This is a genomic window from Aeromicrobium sp. 9AM, assembly GCF_902506105.1.
Lineage (GTDB): Bacteria > Actinomycetota > Actinomycetes > Propionibacteriales > Nocardioidaceae > Aeromicrobium.
On record NZ_LR733303.1, the window covers coordinates 458,820 to 474,184 of the forward strand.

At 67.3% G+C, this 15,365-nt stretch carries 16 protein-coding genes; 10 read left to right on the plus strand and 6 right to left on the minus strand.

Translation table 11 applies throughout. From position 1 onward, the window contains the following. Positions 1 to 4: 4 nt before the first annotated feature. Positions 5 to 1,285 carry an FAD-binding oxidoreductase gene (locus BOSE46_RS02325; RefSeq protein ID WP_159537886.1) on the minus strand — a complete coding sequence of 427 codons (1,281 nt, stop codon included), beginning with the start codon at positions 1,283 to 1,285 and terminating at the stop codon, positions 5 to 7. Between BOSE46_RS02325 and BOSE46_RS02330 the strand changes: the two genes are divergently transcribed. The 6 genes from BOSE46_RS02330 (at position 1,257) to BOSE46_RS02355 (ending at position 7,019) form a co-directional block, all read left to right on the plus strand. Further along, positions 1,257 to 2,198 carry a GntR family transcriptional regulator gene (locus BOSE46_RS02330; RefSeq protein ID WP_236551592.1) on the plus strand — a complete coding sequence of 314 codons (942 nt, stop codon included), beginning with the start codon at positions 1,257 to 1,259 and terminating at the stop codon, positions 2,196 to 2,198. The two genes, BOSE46_RS02325 and BOSE46_RS02330, sit on opposite strands and share 29 nt — an antisense overlap. 254 nt (positions 2,199 to 2,452) lie before the next feature. After that, positions 2,453 to 3,385 (plus strand): ABC transporter substrate-binding protein, encoded by a 933-nt coding sequence (locus BOSE46_RS02335; protein ID WP_159537890.1) that lies wholly within the window; start codon positions 2,453 to 2,455, stop codon positions 3,383 to 3,385. Positions 3,386 to 3,420: 35 nt separating this feature from the next. Next, positions 3,421 to 4,308 carry an amino acid ABC transporter permease gene (locus BOSE46_RS02340; RefSeq protein ID WP_159537892.1) on the plus strand — a complete coding sequence of 296 codons (888 nt, stop codon included), beginning with the start codon at positions 3,421 to 3,423 and terminating at the stop codon, positions 4,306 to 4,308. Next, the gene (locus BOSE46_RS02345) at positions 4,305 to 5,093 is read left to right on the plus strand and encodes an amino acid ABC transporter ATP-binding protein (RefSeq protein WP_201299482.1); all 789 of its coding nucleotides are present in this window, start codon (positions 4,305 to 4,307) and stop codon (positions 5,091 to 5,093) included. The genes BOSE46_RS02340 and BOSE46_RS02345 overlap by 4 nt, the downstream gene beginning before the upstream one ends. Next, positions 5,090 to 6,280, plus strand: coding sequence for an N-methyl-L-tryptophan oxidase (gene solA, locus BOSE46_RS02350; protein ID WP_159537894.1), 1,191 nt, complete (start codon positions 5,090 to 5,092; stop codon positions 6,278 to 6,280). Before BOSE46_RS02345 ends, solA begins: the two co-directional genes overlap by 4 nt. A gap of 64 nt (positions 6,281 to 6,344) precedes the next feature. After that, entirely contained in the window at positions 6,345 to 7,019 is a 675-nt protein-coding gene (locus BOSE46_RS02355) for a haloacid dehalogenase type II (protein WP_159537896.1), read from the plus strand. Between the two features lie 45 nt (positions 7,020 to 7,064). Here the strand turns inward: BOSE46_RS02355 and BOSE46_RS02360 are convergent, their stop codons facing one another. Continuing rightward, entirely contained in the window at positions 7,065 to 7,736 is a 672-nt protein-coding gene (locus BOSE46_RS02360; protein WP_159537898.1) for a GntR family transcriptional regulator, read from the minus strand. A 65-nt stretch (positions 7,737 to 7,801) separates the two neighbouring features. Here BOSE46_RS02360 and BOSE46_RS02365 point away from each other — a divergent pair, with 65 nt between their 5' ends. Genes BOSE46_RS02365 through BOSE46_RS02380 form a run of 4 tightly spaced genes read left to right on the plus strand, consistent with a single transcriptional unit; the run spans position 7,802 to position 12,347 of the window. Continuing rightward, a complete protein-coding gene (locus BOSE46_RS02365) occupies positions 7,802 to 9,085 on the plus strand; it encodes an aspartate aminotransferase family protein (protein ID WP_159537900.1) in 1,284 nt (427 codons plus the stop codon). Next, positions 9,082 to 10,578, plus strand: coding sequence for an NAD-dependent succinate-semialdehyde dehydrogenase (locus BOSE46_RS02370; RefSeq protein WP_159537902.1), 1,497 nt, complete (start codon positions 9,082 to 9,084; stop codon positions 10,576 to 10,578). The genes BOSE46_RS02365 and BOSE46_RS02370 overlap by 4 nt, the downstream gene beginning before the upstream one ends. Then, positions 10,575 to 11,681 (plus strand): tartrate dehydrogenase, encoded by a 1,107-nt coding sequence (locus BOSE46_RS02375; RefSeq protein ID WP_159537904.1) that lies wholly within the window; start codon positions 10,575 to 10,577, stop codon positions 11,679 to 11,681. Before BOSE46_RS02370 ends, BOSE46_RS02375 begins: the two co-directional genes overlap by 4 nt. 60 nt (positions 11,682 to 11,741) lie before the next feature. Next, on the plus strand, positions 11,742 to 12,347 hold the full coding sequence (locus tag BOSE46_RS02380; protein ID WP_159537906.1) for a glyoxalase: 606 nt from the start codon (positions 11,742 to 11,744) through the stop codon (positions 12,345 to 12,347). A gap of 52 nt (positions 12,348 to 12,399) precedes the next feature. Here the strand turns inward: BOSE46_RS02380 and BOSE46_RS02385 are convergent, their stop codons facing one another. Genes BOSE46_RS02385 through pcaC form a run of 4 tightly spaced genes read right to left on the minus strand, consistent with a single transcriptional unit; the run spans position 12,400 to position 15,294 of the window. Next, positions 12,400 to 13,086, minus strand: coding sequence for a 3-oxoacid CoA-transferase subunit B (locus tag BOSE46_RS02385; protein ID WP_159537908.1), 687 nt, complete (start codon positions 13,084 to 13,086; stop codon positions 12,400 to 12,402). Further along, a complete protein-coding gene (locus tag BOSE46_RS02390; protein WP_159537910.1) occupies positions 13,083 to 13,754 on the minus strand; it encodes a 3-oxoacid CoA-transferase subunit A in 672 nt (223 codons plus the stop codon). The genes BOSE46_RS02385 and BOSE46_RS02390 overlap by 4 nt, the downstream gene beginning before the upstream one ends. Continuing rightward, a complete protein-coding gene (locus tag BOSE46_RS02395; RefSeq protein ID WP_159537912.1) occupies positions 13,751 to 14,938 on the minus strand; it encodes a thiolase family protein in 1,188 nt (395 codons plus the stop codon). The genes BOSE46_RS02390 and BOSE46_RS02395 overlap by 4 nt, the downstream gene beginning before the upstream one ends. Then, positions 14,938 to 15,294 carry a 4-carboxymuconolactone decarboxylase gene (pcaC, locus tag BOSE46_RS21665; protein WP_371415501.1) on the minus strand — a complete coding sequence of 119 codons (357 nt, stop codon included), beginning with the start codon at positions 15,292 to 15,294 and terminating at the stop codon, positions 14,938 to 14,940. The genes BOSE46_RS02395 and pcaC overlap by 1 nt, the downstream gene beginning before the upstream one ends. Positions 15,295 to 15,365 lie beyond the last annotated feature (71 nt).

The following is a 15,365-nucleotide window of genomic DNA, read 5'->3' on the forward strand; positions in this document are numbered from 1 at the left end:
CTCCTCAGCTGTTGAATCGGTCGATGATCTTGGCCCCGCCGCCGATGAACGGCAGGAACCACGGCGGGCCGAAGTGGCCGGGCACGGCGCGGTAGGGGAGGTTCTCCCAGGCGTTGCGTGACGGCTTGCCCACCATCGAGAGGGCTATCTGCTTGCCCATGTAGGCAGCCATCTGGACACCGTGGCCGCTGTAGCCCAGTGAGTAGTGGATGCCCTTGTGCTGGCCCGCGTGCACCATGCGGTCCATGCTCAGGTCCACCAAGCCGCCCCACGTGTAGTCGATGCGGGTCGATGAGAGGTAGGGGAACACCGTGCTCATCGCGTCCTTGAGGATCTCGGCGCTCTTGAGGTCCGAGTCCGGGCTCGACAGCGCGAACCTCGCCCGTCCTCCGAACAGCAATCGGTTGTCCGGAGTGATCCGGAAGTAGTAGGTGAGCATCTTGCTGTCGGCAGCCATGCGCCGGTTGGGCAGAATGCGGTCGACCGTCTCCTGCGGCAGCGGCTCGGTCACGACGATGAAGCTGCCCACGGGGATCGTCCGGCGCCTGAGCCACGGGGTCACGGAGCCGGTGTAGCCGCTCGTCGCGATGAGGACCTGGTCGACCTGGGTCGTCCCGCGACTCGTGTGAACCGTGTGCCCGCCACCCGCGCGGTCCGCCAGCTCGGTGACTGCTGCGTCCTCGCAGATCGTGACGCCCGCGCGGGTGCCGGCTCCGGCCAGGCCGTGCGCGAACTTCCCGACGTGCATTCCGGCCCCGAGCGGGTCCACCATGCCGCCCGCGTAGAAGTCGCTGCCGATCTCGGTGTGGAGATCCTCCTTGCCGACCACGCGCACCGAGTAGTCGGCTGCATCGGCGAGGATCTGCTGGGTCTTGCGCATGCCATCGACCTGCTTGGCGTTCATGGCCAGGCTGAGCTTGCCCGAGCGCTCGAAGTCGCAGTCGATCGAGTTCTCCTTGATGAGGTCCTCGATCGTGTCGATGGCCCGGTTGTACTCCGCGAACATCTCGATCGCCCGGTCTCGGCCGTAGCGCTTGATCGCCTTGCCGAGACCAATGGCCAGGCCGGTCGTCGCCATGCCGCCATTGCGGCCGGAGGCGCCCCAGCCGACCGTGTGCTGGTCGAGCACCACGACGCTCGCGCCGTTCTTGGCGGCTTCGAGGGCCGCGGACAGGCCGGTGAAGCCGGCGCCGACGATCGCGATGTCGGCGCGCTCAGGCACCGGATTCTGGCGGTGGTCGCCAGAAGGAGTCGCGGTGTCGAGCCAGTACGGCGTGAGCTTCATGATGTGCCTCCTGGTTTACGGGTCAGAGCCCGAGGAGCGTGTTGAGCTCGTCAGAGTCGTGAGCGATGTTGGCGAGCCGTCCCGGCAACGCCATGGAGACGAACGTAACTCACGGACTGCAGATTGTCGACCGTCGGCAACAGGTTTGTTGACAAGTTACAATGTGGTAACCAAGATATGTATGTGTGGCGACTCGGTGTCGCCTCGCGGAGCACGACGATGGGAGCGGAACGTGGCAGAGTCCGGCCTGAGCAGGCTGAAGGCGTTGGAGCGCACCTCGACGTCGGACCGCATCAGCAGCGAGCTGCGACAGATGATCATCGAGGGGGCGCTGCTGCCTGGAGAACAGCTGGGTGAGGCGCGTATCGCCGACCAGCTGGGTGTGTCTCGAGCGCCGGTCCGCGAAGCACTCCAGCAGCTGGTGCAACAGAAGCTGGTGGTGGCCACGCGCAACAAGGGCGTCTCGGTCGTGACATTCACGCCCTCGGACATCTGGGAGATCTACGACGCCAGGTGCGCCATCGAGAGCCACGCTGCGGTACGCATACTCGAGGGCGGACCAGGGGCGCGCGTGCGCGCGACAGATGCGTTGCGCACGGCGCTCGGAGCCTTGTCGGCAGCGGTCAAACGCGGAGATCCGAGGGAAATCTCGACGACGGACCTGAGCTTTCACATGACTCTCGTCGCCACGGCGGACAACTCTCGCCTGGTCGATGCCTACTCCATCCTGTCTGCTCAAGCTCTGACCTGCATCAACCGACTGGAGATCGTGTTGCCGTCCGGTGAGGAGATCATCGATGACCACGGCGCCCTCATCGACGCTCTCGCCACCGGCGAACGGGACGTGGTCGTCAAGGCCATCACCGATCACCTGACGGTTGCCGCGACCAACCTCACCACCCGGCCGGCCTAGCGGCCCGCCGACTCTCACACGAATGCCCCCGACTGTTCAGTCGGGGGCATTCGTGTGCGCCCGCGCGACGACCGACGTGGCGAGGGTCGGGGTTGTGGATCACTCTCATGGCGTCGGGAGTCAGGCCGTCGCACTTCGCGCAGCAGGCGGAGCATTCGCATGGGACGAAAAGTTTTTCTTGCAGATTGTCGACAATCGGCTGTGAACGTGCTTCGATGAGTGAATTCATTCACATCGCTTGAAGGGAACGACCCATGAGAGTCGGAACGAAACTCGCAGCAGCCGCCGTCGGATCAGTGCTCCTGGTCACGACCGCCGCCTGCGGAAGCGACACCAGCAGCACTGGTGGAGATGGCGCGCGCAAGGGCTCCATCGACATCGGGCAGGTGAAGGCCGATCCCGCGGTCGAGAAGTTGGTTCCGGCGGATGTGAAGAAGCGGGGCAGCCTGACGATGGCGGCAGACCTGCACTACCCGCCGACGTCGTTCCTTGCCGAGGACAACAAGACGCCGATCGGCTACAACGTCGAGATCGCGCAGCTGCTCGGGAAGAAGATGGGCCTCAAGATCAAGATCAAGAATGTGTCGTTCGACAGCGTGATCCCCGGCATCTCGGCGGGACGATACGACTTCACGGCGACGAACATGACGCCGACGCCTGAGCGCCTGCAGGTGCTGGACATGGTCAAGTACTGGTCCGACGGCTCGTCGGTGGTCGTCAGCAAGGGCAATCCGCAGAAGTTCACGATGGCCGGTGACTACCAGTCCTTCTGCGGGCGCAAGATGGCGGTCATCACCGGCACGACGCAGCAGGAGACGTACGTGCCGCAGATCTCCGCGGCATGCAAGGCCAACGGCAAGTCCGCCATCGACTCGGTGGTCCTGCCGAACGTCCAAGCGGCGCTGACCCAGCTGTCGTCCAAGCGGATCGAAGCGGTGTTCTACGACACGCCGTCGCTCGCGTGGGCCGCCAAGCAGCAGCCACAGGCATTCGAGCTCCTGCCGAAGCAGTACGTCAAGAAGGAGGGCGACAACATCGTCGCCCTGGGCCTGGACAAGGGTTCGCCTCTGACGCCGGCCCTGCACGCGGCGATGCAGTCGTTGATTGACGGACCCGAGTACAAGGCGACACTGGACAAGTGGGGGCTCGGCTCCGGCGCGATTCCCAGCGCGTCTGTGGCGAAGTAATGACCACCGTCCTATCTGAGGAGGAGGTGACCCGCATGGATGCCACCGAGAAGCCGAGGCTGCACAGGCGGGGTTGGCTCGAGTACGCCGCATGGACTGCGTGCGCGCTGGTCGCGGCGGGTGTGGCTCACACCCTGATCACGAACGAGAACTATCAGTGGGACGTGGTGGCGAAGTACTTCACGACCTCAACAGTGCTGCGGGGCTTGCGGTTGACGATCGTCTTGACGGTCGTGGTGATGTTCTTCGGCACGATCCTGGCGATGGGTGTCGCGGTGATGCGGGCATCGTCGATCAGGCCGGTGCGGTTGCTGGCGTCGGCGTACATCACATTCTTTCGTGGGACGCCGGTGCTGGTGCAGCTGATCTTCTGGTTCAACATCGCGGCGCTGTATCCGAACATCGCGATCGGGATCCCGTTCACCGACGTCTCCCACGGTGTTGACGTCAACAAGCTGTTGAGTGCGACGACCGCGGCGATCATCGGGTTGTCGTTGAACGTGGCGGCGTACCTGGCCGAGATCATCCGGGGCGGTTTCGCGTCGGTGGATCGGGGTCAGATCGAGGCGGCGGACTCGTTGGGGATGAGCAGCGCGACGAAGCTGCGGCGGATCATCATCCCCCAGGCGATGCCCACGATCATCCCGGCGACGGGCAATCAGGTGATCGGCATGTTCAAGGAGACCTCGCTGGTCAGCGTGCTGGGTGTGGCTGAGCTGCTGCAGAGCACCCAGCTGATCTACGCGCGGACCTACCAGACCATCCCGCTGCTGATCGTGGCCTGCCTCTGGTACCTGATCATGACCCTCGCGCTGAGCTACCCACAGTCACTGATCGAGAAGCGCTACTCGACTGTCAGGTCACGAGTCAGCAACCAACCCGTCATCCTCGATGACGTCCTGGCAGGAGGGGAGGCACGATGAACGGCGAAGCAATGGTCAAGGGTGACGGAACCGTCTACGCCCGCGGGCTCCGCAAGTGCTACGGCGACCGGGTGGTGCTCGACAGCATCGACCTGGACGTGACGTGCGGCGAGATCGTGTGCATCATCGGGCCCTCCGGCTCGGGCAAGTCCACCCTGTTGCGGTGCGTTGACGGGCTTGAAGAGGTCGATCGCGGGATCTTGCGGGTCAACGGCGACGATCTCGGGTTCTTCGAGACCGAGAACGCATACCGGGCCATGAGCCGGGTCGAGGTCGCGGCGCAGCGCACGCGGATCGGGATGGTGTTCCAGCAGTTCAACCTGTTCCCGAACATGACCGCCCGCGAGAACGTGATGTCGGGCCCCGTGCTCGTCAAGGGAGCACCGAAGAAGCCGGCAGCGCAGCGCGCTGACGAGCTGCTGTCGAGCGTGGGTCTGGAAGGACATGGCGACCACTACCCGTGGCAGCTGTCCGGAGGCCAGAAGCAACGCGTCGCGATCGCTCGCGCCCTGGCGATGGACCCGAAGGTCATGCTCTTCGACGAGCCCACCAGCGCGCTTGATCCCGAGCGGGTGGGCGAGGTCCTGGCCGTCATGAAGGGCCTTGCCGAGCAGAGCATCACGATGCTGGTGGCCACCCACGAGATGGGCTTCGCCAAGGAGGTCGCCGACAAGGTCATCTTCATGGACGGCGGCCTGATCGTCGAGCAGGGCCCGCCTGCTGAGGTCCTGGGCAATCCGCAGGAACGACGCACCCAGCAGTTCCTCGAAAAGGTGCTCGTATGACCGGTGGCCGGCTCGAGGCGGATGTCGTCGTCGTCGGGGCCGGCTCAGTGGGAAGCATGGCCTGCTGGCAGCTGGCCTCGCGCGGCCTGCGCGTCATCGGGGTGGACAGGTTCTCGATTCCCGGTCCCTTCTCTGCGTACGCCGGGGAGTCCCGCATCTTTCGCAAGGTCTATGTGGAAGGCGGGCACTACACGCCCCTCTTGCAGAGGGCGCAGGATCTGTGGCGTGAGCTGGAGAAGATCAGCGGGACCCGCCTGCTCAACACCACGGGCGCGGTCACGATCTATGACGAGCACAATCCACGGTTGGCTTCACTCCTGGCGGCTGCTCACGAGCACGGCCTCGACTCCAGGCTTCTGCGCGGCGACGAGGCCAGGAACACGTATCCCGAGCACCTGATCAGGGACACCGATGTCACGGTCTTCGATCCGGAGGGTGGTTACCTGAGCTCGGAGAAGGCGGTGACCGCCGCTCTTATGGAGGCCACCCGGCTGGGTGTCACGTTCCTGGGAGGCAGGAAGGCGCACAGCGTCGAGACCTACGATGACCGCTACATCGTCCGGACCGAGCACGAGGAGATCATCGCCTCCCGGGTGATCATCTCGCAGGGCAACGGTGCCGGCGCCGTGTGCAAGGAGCTCGGTGTCCACCTCTCGGTTCTGCCGCAGGTGCTGACCTGGTTCCCCATCGCGGACCGATCAGCATTCAGCAGGGCGGACCTGCCGGTCTTCCTCAGGCGTGCGGAGGAGGCCGGACGGTCGGACGACGTCCAGTTCTACGGGTTCCCGAGCGCTGATGGTTGGACGGTGAAGGCCGTGGCGAGTGTCTTCCTCGACGAGGTCGAGTCCATGGAGAAGCCTCCCACCTGGGACGCCAGCCACCTGGACTCCATCCGGGCATGGGTCCGGGAGTTCATCCCGGGACTGATACCGGAGCCCGTGCGGGTTGCCACGTGCGCGGACGGCTATCTCCCCGACCACACCGGCGCCTTGGGGACGGTGCCCGGGATGGACGGCGTCGTCGTGGCGGTCGGCTTCTCCGGACACGGCTTCAAGATGGCCTCTGCGCTGGGCGCCGTTGCGGCCGATCTGGTCCTGGACGGCACCACTGCCACCGACGTCGGTTTCATGAACCCCGCCAGGTTCCTCGGACCTGACGCGCGACTCACTTCTTTGGCTCTGAGCTGAGCCACTCACAATTTCCAGCTTTGCATCAAACCGTGATGCAGGACGACCAGGAACGGAGCACATCATGACCACCACGAACGTCCGACCGAAGTACATCTCCTTCGACGTCTACGGCACGCTCATCAGCTGGGACACCGATCCCACGACCCGCCGGCTGCTCGCCGGCCGTCTGCCCGAAGAGCAGTGGCCGACGTTCAAGAAGGTGTTCCGCGGCTACCGGTACGACGAGGTGTGCGGTGACTACAAGCCCTATGAGCAGATCCTGCAGGACTCGTTCGACCGGGTGTGCAAGCGGTTCGGCATCGGGCCGACCGAAGGTGCCGGCGCGGAGTTCGCTGATGCTGTACGCAGCTTCGATGCTCACGAGGACGTACCGGTTCCGCTGAAGCTCATGGGTGAGAACTACCCGCTGGTGGCTCTGTCCAATGCGGACGACAGCTTCCTGGAGATCAGCATGCCCAAGCTCGGCGCTGAGTTCCACGCGGTGCTGACCGCCGAGCAGGCCCAGGCCTACAAGCCGCGCTACCAGGCCTTCGAGTACATGCTGGACACCCTGAACGCGTCGCCGGAGGACTTCCTGCACATCTCGTCGCACACGCGGTACGACCCCATGCCGATGCACGACATGGGGTTCCGGAACCTGGTGCTGCTGGACCGTGGCTACGACCCCGTCACCGAGGGCTACGACTACGTCGCGATGCAGTCGCTTGACGAGGTCAACAAGCACCTCGGCCTGTAGTCAGGCACTCGGGGTCGGCTCGTCCCTGCACGGCCGGCGAAGCAGTCAGTCGCGGCCGTGCAGGATCTCGAGGACGCGCTTGCCGTTGCGCTCGATGTGGCTTCGGACGTGCTGAGCGGCGGCGGCGGGGTCGCCCGACTCGATGGCCTCGAGGATCTCCCGGTGCTCGGTGAGGATGTCGTCCGGGTGCTCGAACTCCCGATCCTCGAGCGACAGCACCGTCAGGTAGAAGCGAAGCTCGACCAGCAGGCCGGCATAGAACTCGTCGATCCGGCTGCTGTGCAGCATCGAGACGATGGTCGCGTGAAAGGTGAGATCCACGTCGACGATGCGGAGCACGTCGTGCGAGGCGGCGGCGTCGACGAGGTCCTCGTACGCCTTGCGCAGCGCGTCGAGCTCCGGCGCCTCGGCAGCGCGGGACACCGCAGCGGTCTCGAGGCGTTCGCGAGCGGCGTAGAGCTCCTCCACCTTCTCGGGGGTCGGGGAGATGACGACGGCGCCACGGTTGACCTCGTGTCGCACGAGACCGCTGAGCTCGAGGATGCGGACGGCCTCGCGCACCGTGTTGCGAGCCACGCCGAGCTCGGTGGCGATGGCACTCTCGCGCAAGCGAGATCCCGGGGCGAAGGCGCCGGCGACGATCCGCGAAGCGAGCCCGGCGGCCACCTGCTGCGCGGCGGTCGACCGGGTCACGATGAGGCCCTCGAGTGCTGACATACCGAGAAGAATAGCCGCTCACGAGCTCTTGCGCGCTACAGTTCAACTGTTCTACAGTTGAACACATGACGATCGTTACCGCCGCCAAGCCGGGTGCAGCGCTCTGGAACCCGCAGGCGCACATGCCCACTGCCCGCGCCAAGCGCCTCGTGATCACCGGAGGCCAGGGCGCGTGGCTCGAGACGTCGACGGGTGACAGGCTGCTGGATGCCACGGCCAGCCTGTGGCACGCCAACATCGGCCACGGTCGCGAGCGCCTGGCCCGTGCTGCGTACGACCAGATGGTGAAGCTGGAGACCTATCACACGTTCGGGCGCTTCTCGAACGAGCCGGCGCTCGAGCTGGCCGATCGGCTGGCTGAGATGGGACCGATTCCGGGCGCCAAGGTCATGCTGACCAGCGGGGGATCGGACTCGGTCGACCTCGCCTGCAAGCTGGCGCGGCGCCACTGGCAGCTCGAGGGTCGAGCCGACAAGAAGATCATCCTCAGCCGCGACGGCGGCTACCACGGCCTGCATGCCTTCGGCACGAGCGTGGCCGGGCTGCAGTACAACCGCGATGGCTATGGCACGCCATCGTTGATCCCGGAGACGGCCCGGATCTCCACGAACGACATCGACGCAGTACGCCGGTCGGTGACCGAGCTCGGACCCGACAACATCGCGGCGATCATCGCCGAGCCCGTCATCGGGACGGGCGGGGTGATCGGTCCGGCCGAGGGCTACCTCGAGGGGCTCGAGGAGCTCTGCCGTCGTCACGACATCCTCCTGATCGCCGACGAGGTCATCACCGGCTTCGGCCGCACGGGTCGGCAGTTCGCGTCCCAGCGCTGGGGCATCCGCCCGGACCTGGTCACGATGGCCAAAGGCGTCACGTCGGGCTATGCGCCGCTCGGTGGCGTCCTGGTGGCCCCGCAGGTGGCTGATCGGTTCTTCGAGGGCGCGGACGCGCCGATGTTCCGCCATGGCCTGACCTACTCCGGCCACGCCACCGCGTGCGCGGTCGCGCTCGCCAACCTCGACGTGATCGAGGAGGAGCAGCTGGTCGAGCGCGCGGCATGGCTGGAGAACGTCCTGGAGAAGGTCGTCGCGCCGCTCACGGACCACGAGCTGGTCGAGGAGGTGCGGGCGGGTGCCGGCTTCATGGCGGGCATCCACCTGCACGACGGCGTGGTCGGCGACTCGATTGCGGAGGCTTGCACGGATGCCGGCGTCCTGATCCGCGTCATCCACGACAACACGCTGCAGATCTGCCCGCCGTTCGTCACGACCGAGGACGAGCTCGACCTGATCGCCACCACGATCGCCCAGGCGTTGGACGCCTACCTCACGAGAAGGACGACATCATGACCCAGACCCAGCTCGCCCCGCCCGCCAACTCGCTCGACACGGCCGACGTGCTGGCCGAGGTTCCGCGGGACCTGTTCCTCGCCGGGACCTGGACACCCGCCACCGGCGGTCGCCGGATGCCGGTGGTCAATCCGGCCACCGGAACCGAGCTGACCGAGGTCGCCGACGCTGACGAGAACGATGCGCGGGTCGCGGTCGAGGCCGCGCGGCTCGCTCAGCGGTCGTGGGGACGCACCCCCGCGCGCGTGCGGTCCGAGATCCTCTACCGCGCGTACGACCTGATGGTCGAGCGGACCGAGCACCTCGCGCACGTGATGACGCTCGAGATGGGCAAGACGCTCGCCGAGGCCCGTGGCGAGGTTGCGTACGCCGCGGAGTTCTTCCGCTGGTTCGCCGAGGAGGCCGTGCGCGTCGATGGCGGATACAGCCACCGCCCGGACGGTGCCGCTCGCAACCTTCAGGTCAGGCAGCCGGTCGGCCCGTGCCTGCTGATCATCCCGTGGAACTTTCCGCTGGCCATGGGTGCCCGCAAGATCGGCCCGGCGATCGCTGCCGGTTGCGTCAGCATCTTGAAGCCGGCGCCGCAGACGCCGCTCTCGTCGCTGGCGCTCGCGCAGATCCTCACCGAAGCCGGACTGCCCGAGGGCGTGCTCAGCGTGCTGCCGACCAGCCAGTCGGCCGAGGTCGTCAAGGTGATCCTCGACAGCGGTGTCATCCGCAAGCTTTCCTTCACGGGCTCCACGGCGGTCGGCAAGCACCTCCTGGCACAGGCCGCCGAAGGTGTCCTGCGGACGTCGATGGAGCTGGGAGGCAACGCGCCGTTCCTCGTGCTCGAGGACGCCGACCTCGACCGGGCCGTGGAGGCAGCGTTCCAGGCGAAGATGCGCAACATGGGCGAGGCCTGCACGGCAGCCAACCGGTTCTTCGTCCACACGGCGGTGGCTGAGGAGTTCTCCGCCCGACTCGCACAACGCATGGGCGCGCTGATCGTCGGCGACGGCACACGGGATGGGGTCGATGTCGGTCCGCTGATCGACGAGGCCAGCCGGCAGAAGGTTCGTACGCTGATCGCCGATGCCGTCGATCGGGGCGCATCGGTGCTCGTGGGCGGCGACAGCCCTGATCGGCCGGGCTACTTCGTCCAGCCGACCGTGCTGCTCAACACCCACCCCGACAGCGCGATGACCTCCACCGAGATCTTCGGTCCGGTTGCGGCGATCCAGACATTCACGGACCTCGACGACGTGATCGACCGGGCAAACGACACCGAGTGGGGCCTGGTGGGATACGTCATGACGCAGGACATCGACAACGCCCTCGACGTCGCCGAGCGACTCGAGGTGGGCATGGTCGGCATCAACTCTGGCGTCGTCTCGAGCCCATCCGCACCGTTCGGCGGGGTCAAGCAGTCGGGCCTCGGCCGCGAAGGCGGACGCGTCGGGATCGACGAGTTCCTCGAGATCAAGTACATCTCGATCCCGGTCCGGTCATGACAGGGCGCGCGCATACGGTCGACGTGATCGCAGGCGATGGCATCGGCCCCGAAGTCATGGCGGCCGCTGTCTCCTGCGTCGACGCGCTAGCGCCATCTCTGGGCTTCACGATGAGCTGGCGGCCCCGCGAGTGGGGCTCGGACCACTTCCGCAAGCACGGCCGGATGATGCCGGTCGACGGCCTCGACCAGATGGCCACGGGCGACGCGATCCTGCTGGGCGCCGTCGGCGACGTCGACATTCCCGACGACGTGACCCTGTGGGGATTGCTGATCCCGATCCGCAGGGACTTCGAGCAGTACGTCAATCTGCGACCGGTCCGGCTGCTACCGGGTGTCGTGTCGCCACTCGCCGGTGTGAGCCACCTCGACATCATGGTCGTCCGGGAGAACGTCGAGGGGGAGTACTCCGAGGTCGGCGGACGGCTGTATCGCGCGCAGCCGGAGGAGATGGCGGTGCAGGAGTCGATCTTCACCCGGACAGGTGTCGAGCGGGTGGCCACGTACGCGGCCGAGCTCGCCCAACGACGTCAGGGGCGGCTCATCTCCGCGACGAAGTCCAACGGGATCATCCACACGATGCCGTTCTGGGACGAAGTCGTGCAGAGCTGCGTGGACGCCACTCCCGGCGTGGTGGTGGAGAGTGTCCTGATCGACGCCCTTGCAGCTCGCATGGTCCTCAAGCCCGAATCGATCGATGTGGTCGTCGCCTCCAACCTGTTCGGCGACATCCTCTCGGACCTCGCGGCCGCAGCGGCCGGTTCGATCGGCGTGGCACCGAGTGCCAACCTGAACCCGCCTCGACGGCATCCCTCGATGTTCGAACCCGTTCACGGGTCAGCGCCCGACATCGCGGGCCAGGGCATCGCCAACCCCATCGGCCAGATCTGGTCCGCGGCCATGATGCTCGAACACCTCGGTGAGGACATCGCTGCCCGGGTGCTGGTCGAGAGCATCGAGGCCACTCTGGCCGAGGGTATTCGCACGCCGGACCTGGGTGGCACGGCGTCGACGGCGGAGGTCGCCGGAGCAGTCGTACGCCACGGAGTCCGCATCCTCGACGCCGGGCTTCCCTCAGGATGGGTGCTCGCCGAGGCGCCCTGAGTCCCAGACGGTCACGAATCGAGAAGCGCCGTCGACGAGCGCGCACCTAGCGTGAATCGCATGACAACCATCGATCACATCACGCTCGAATCGGCCGACCCCGCGTCCGCCGCCTTCTACGACACCGCCTTCGCGCTCGGCTCACGGGTGCGCGTACGCGCTTCGGATGCCCCGACCGACGGGTTCCGGGGCTTCACGATGTCCCTGGTGGTGTCCCAGCCCGCCAACGTCAACGCACTGGTCGATGCCGCGCTCGCCGCCGGCGCCACGGCCCTGAAGCCGGCGGCCAAGTCGTTCTGGGGCTACGGCGGGGTCGTGCAGGCCCCCGACGGGGCGGTCTGGAAGATCGCCTCCTCGGCCAAGAAGGACTCCGCCCCGGCTTCGCGGGATGTCGACGACATCGTGCTGCTGCTCGGGGTCGACGACGTCAAGGCGACCAAGGCGTTCTATGTCGGCAAGGGCCTGACGGTGGGCAAGAGCTTCGGCAGCAAGTACGTCGAGCTCGAGACCAGCCCCATCAAGGTGGCCCTGTACGGGCGGCGGGCCCTGGCCAAGGACGCGGGCGTCGCACCCGAGGGCAGCGGATCGCATCGGCTCCAGATCGGCGGCGACGCGGGATCGTTCAACGACCCCGACGGGTTCGCCTGGGAAGCAGCGGCGGGCTGATGTGCCAGCCGGCGAAGGCGCAGGCCATGCTCGCGGCTCAGCAGTCGCAGGGTCAGGACCCGATCAGTCCCAGCTCGAGGTCGAGCCGCCCGGCCAGCTCGTCGACCGTGGTCCCGAAGGTCTCGACGACGGTGACGCCGCTGCCGCCGACGAGGAATGTGGCGTGTTCGGTGTAGACGCGGCTGACGCAGGCCAGGCCGGTGAGCGGGTAGGTGCATTTGCGTACGAGCTTGGGTGCGCCGTCCTTGGCGAACAGGCTCATCATGACGAAGACGTCCTTGGCGCCGATGGCGAGGTCCATGGCTCCGCCCACGGCGGGGATCGCGTCGGGGGCGCCGGTGTGCCAGTTGGCGAGGTCGCCGCGTTCGGAGACCTGGAAGGCGCCGAGGACGCAGACGTCGAGGTGTCCGCCGCGCATCATGGCGAAGGAGTCGGCGTGGTGGAAGTACGACGCGCCGGGCAGCTCGGTGACCGGGACCTTGCCGGCGTTGGTCAGGTCGGTGTCGATGTCGTCGCCGGTGGCTGCTGGGCCCATGCCGAGCATGCCGTTCTCGGTGTGCAGGACGATGCCGGAGTCGGGGGAGAGGTGGTCGCCGACCTGGGTGGGTTGGCCGATGCCGAGGTTGACGAAGGAGCCGTCGGGGATGTCGCGGGCGACGGCTTGTGCCATCTCGTCGCGGGTCAGCGGTCCGCGGTCGAGGTGCTCGATGGTGCGGTCGAGGGTCACGGTGATGGTCATGGTGTCTCCTGTGCGACGTGGACGATGCGGTCGACGAAGATGCCGGGGGTGACCACGACTTCGGGGTCGAGGTCGCCGAGGGCGACGATGTGGCTTACCTGGGCGATCGTCGTGGCAGCGGCGGTGGCCATGACGGGTCCGAAGTTGCGGGCGGTCTTGCGGTAGACGAGGTTGCCCATGGGGTCGCCGGCGTGGGCGCCGATGAGGGCGACGTCGCCGTGGATGGGCAGCTCGAGGACGTAGTCGCGGCCGTCGATCGTACGGGTCTCCTTGCCCTCCGCGAGCGGCGTGCCGACGCCGGTGGGGCAGAAGAACGCACCGATCCCGGCGCCGGCGGCGCGCATCCGTTCGGCGAGGTTGCCTTGCGGCACGACTTCGAGCTCGATCTTCCCGGCCCGGTAGAGGTCGTCGAAGACGTACGAGTCGGACTGGCGCGGGAACGAGCAGATGACCTTGCGGACCCGGCCGGCAGCGAGCAGGGCAGCAAGCCCGGTGTCGCCGTTGCCCGCGTTGTTGCTGACCACCTCGAGGTCCGTGGCGCCCTGCTCGATCAGCGCGTCGATCAGGGCGACCGGCATGCCGGCCATGCCGAACCCGCCGACCAGCACCGTCGACCCGTCCTTGATGCCCTCGACGGCCTCGAGGGCGGTCTGGGCGATCAGGGTCATCGGCTCGACTCGTTCTCGAGCACCACGGCGAGCGCCTGGCCGACGCCGATGCAGATCGCCGCGACACCCCAGCGCTCGCCGGACTCGGTGAGTCGCTTGGCGAGGGTGCCGAGGATGCGGGCGCCCGACGCGCCGAGGGGGTGGCCGATCGCGATCGCGCCGCCCTTGGTGTTGACGATGTCCGGATCGACCTTCCACGCGTCGACGCAGGCCAGCGACTGCACGGCGAACGCCTCGTTGAGCTCGACAGCGCCGACGTCGGACCACCTGATGCCCGCCCGCGCCAGCGCCGCGTTGGCGGCCTCGACCGGGGCGAAGCCGAAGTACTGCGGGTCGAGCGCATGCACGCCGCGACCGGCGATGCGCGCGACCGGGTTGATGCCGATCGAGCCCGCGGCCTCGGCCGAGCCGATCAGCAGCGCCGATGCTCCGTCGTTGAGGGGGGAGGCGTTGCCTGCGGTGATGGTGCCGTCGGGGCGGAACGCGGTCTTCAGGCCGGCCAGCTTCTCGGGCGTGGTGCCTTCGCGGATCGACTCGTCGCGCGTCAGCTCAGCTCCCTCGACAGGGGTGACGAGGTCGTCGTAGAACCCGGCGGCCCATGCGGCTGCCGCGAGCTCGTGTGACCGGGCGGCGAATGCGTCTTGCCGCGCGCGGCTGATGCCGAACCTGTCCTGCAGCTGCTCGTTGCACTCTCCGAGCGAGACCGTCCACTCCTTCGGCATCCGCTCGTTGACCAGGCGCCAGCCCAGCGTCGTCGAGACCGCCGCCATGTCGCCGGCGGGGAACCCACGCGACGGCTTGGGCAGCACCCACGGGGCCCGGGTCATCGACTCGACCCCACCCGCGACGACCACGTGAGCATCGCCGGTCTCGATCGTCCGTGAGGCCATCATCGCCGCGTCCAGGCTCGAACCGCAGAGCCGGTTGACCGTCGTCGCCGGGACGCTGGACGGCAACCCCGCCAGCAGCACGGCCATGCGCCCGACGTTGCGGTTGTCCTCACCCGCGCCGTTGGCATTGCCCCAGACCACGTCGCCGATCGCGGCCGGATCCAGCCCCGGCGCCTTCGCCAGCACACCCGACAGCGCGGTCGCGGCCAGGTCGTCAGGGCGTACGCCCGACAGCGCACCGCCGAACCGGCCGAAGGGCGTACGGGTCGCGGCATAGAGGTGGGCGCTGGGCATCAGCTCTCCTGATCGATCTCGGCCAGGACGTCCTGGGCGATGCGGAAGGCGGTGTTGGCGTCGGGGACGCCGCAGTAGATCGCGGTCTGCAGGAGCAGCTCCTTGATCTCGTCGTTCGTGAGTCCGTTGGTGCGGGCGGCGCGGAGGTGCATCGCGAGCTCTTCGTGATGGCCGCGCGCCACGAGTGCGGTGAGCGTGATGAGGGAACGGCTGCGCCGGTCGAGGCCGGGACGGGTCCAGACCGATCCCCAGGCGTACTGCGTGATGAAGTCCTGGAAGTCGGCGGTGAGCTCGGTCGTGCTGGCGATCGCGCGGTCGACGTGCGCGTCGCCGAGCACCTCGCGGCGCACGGTCATGCCGGCCTCGCGCACCTCGGCGACGGTCGGCGACGGATCGTCCGGTGGTTCTCCCGTGGCGTGCTCGCGGA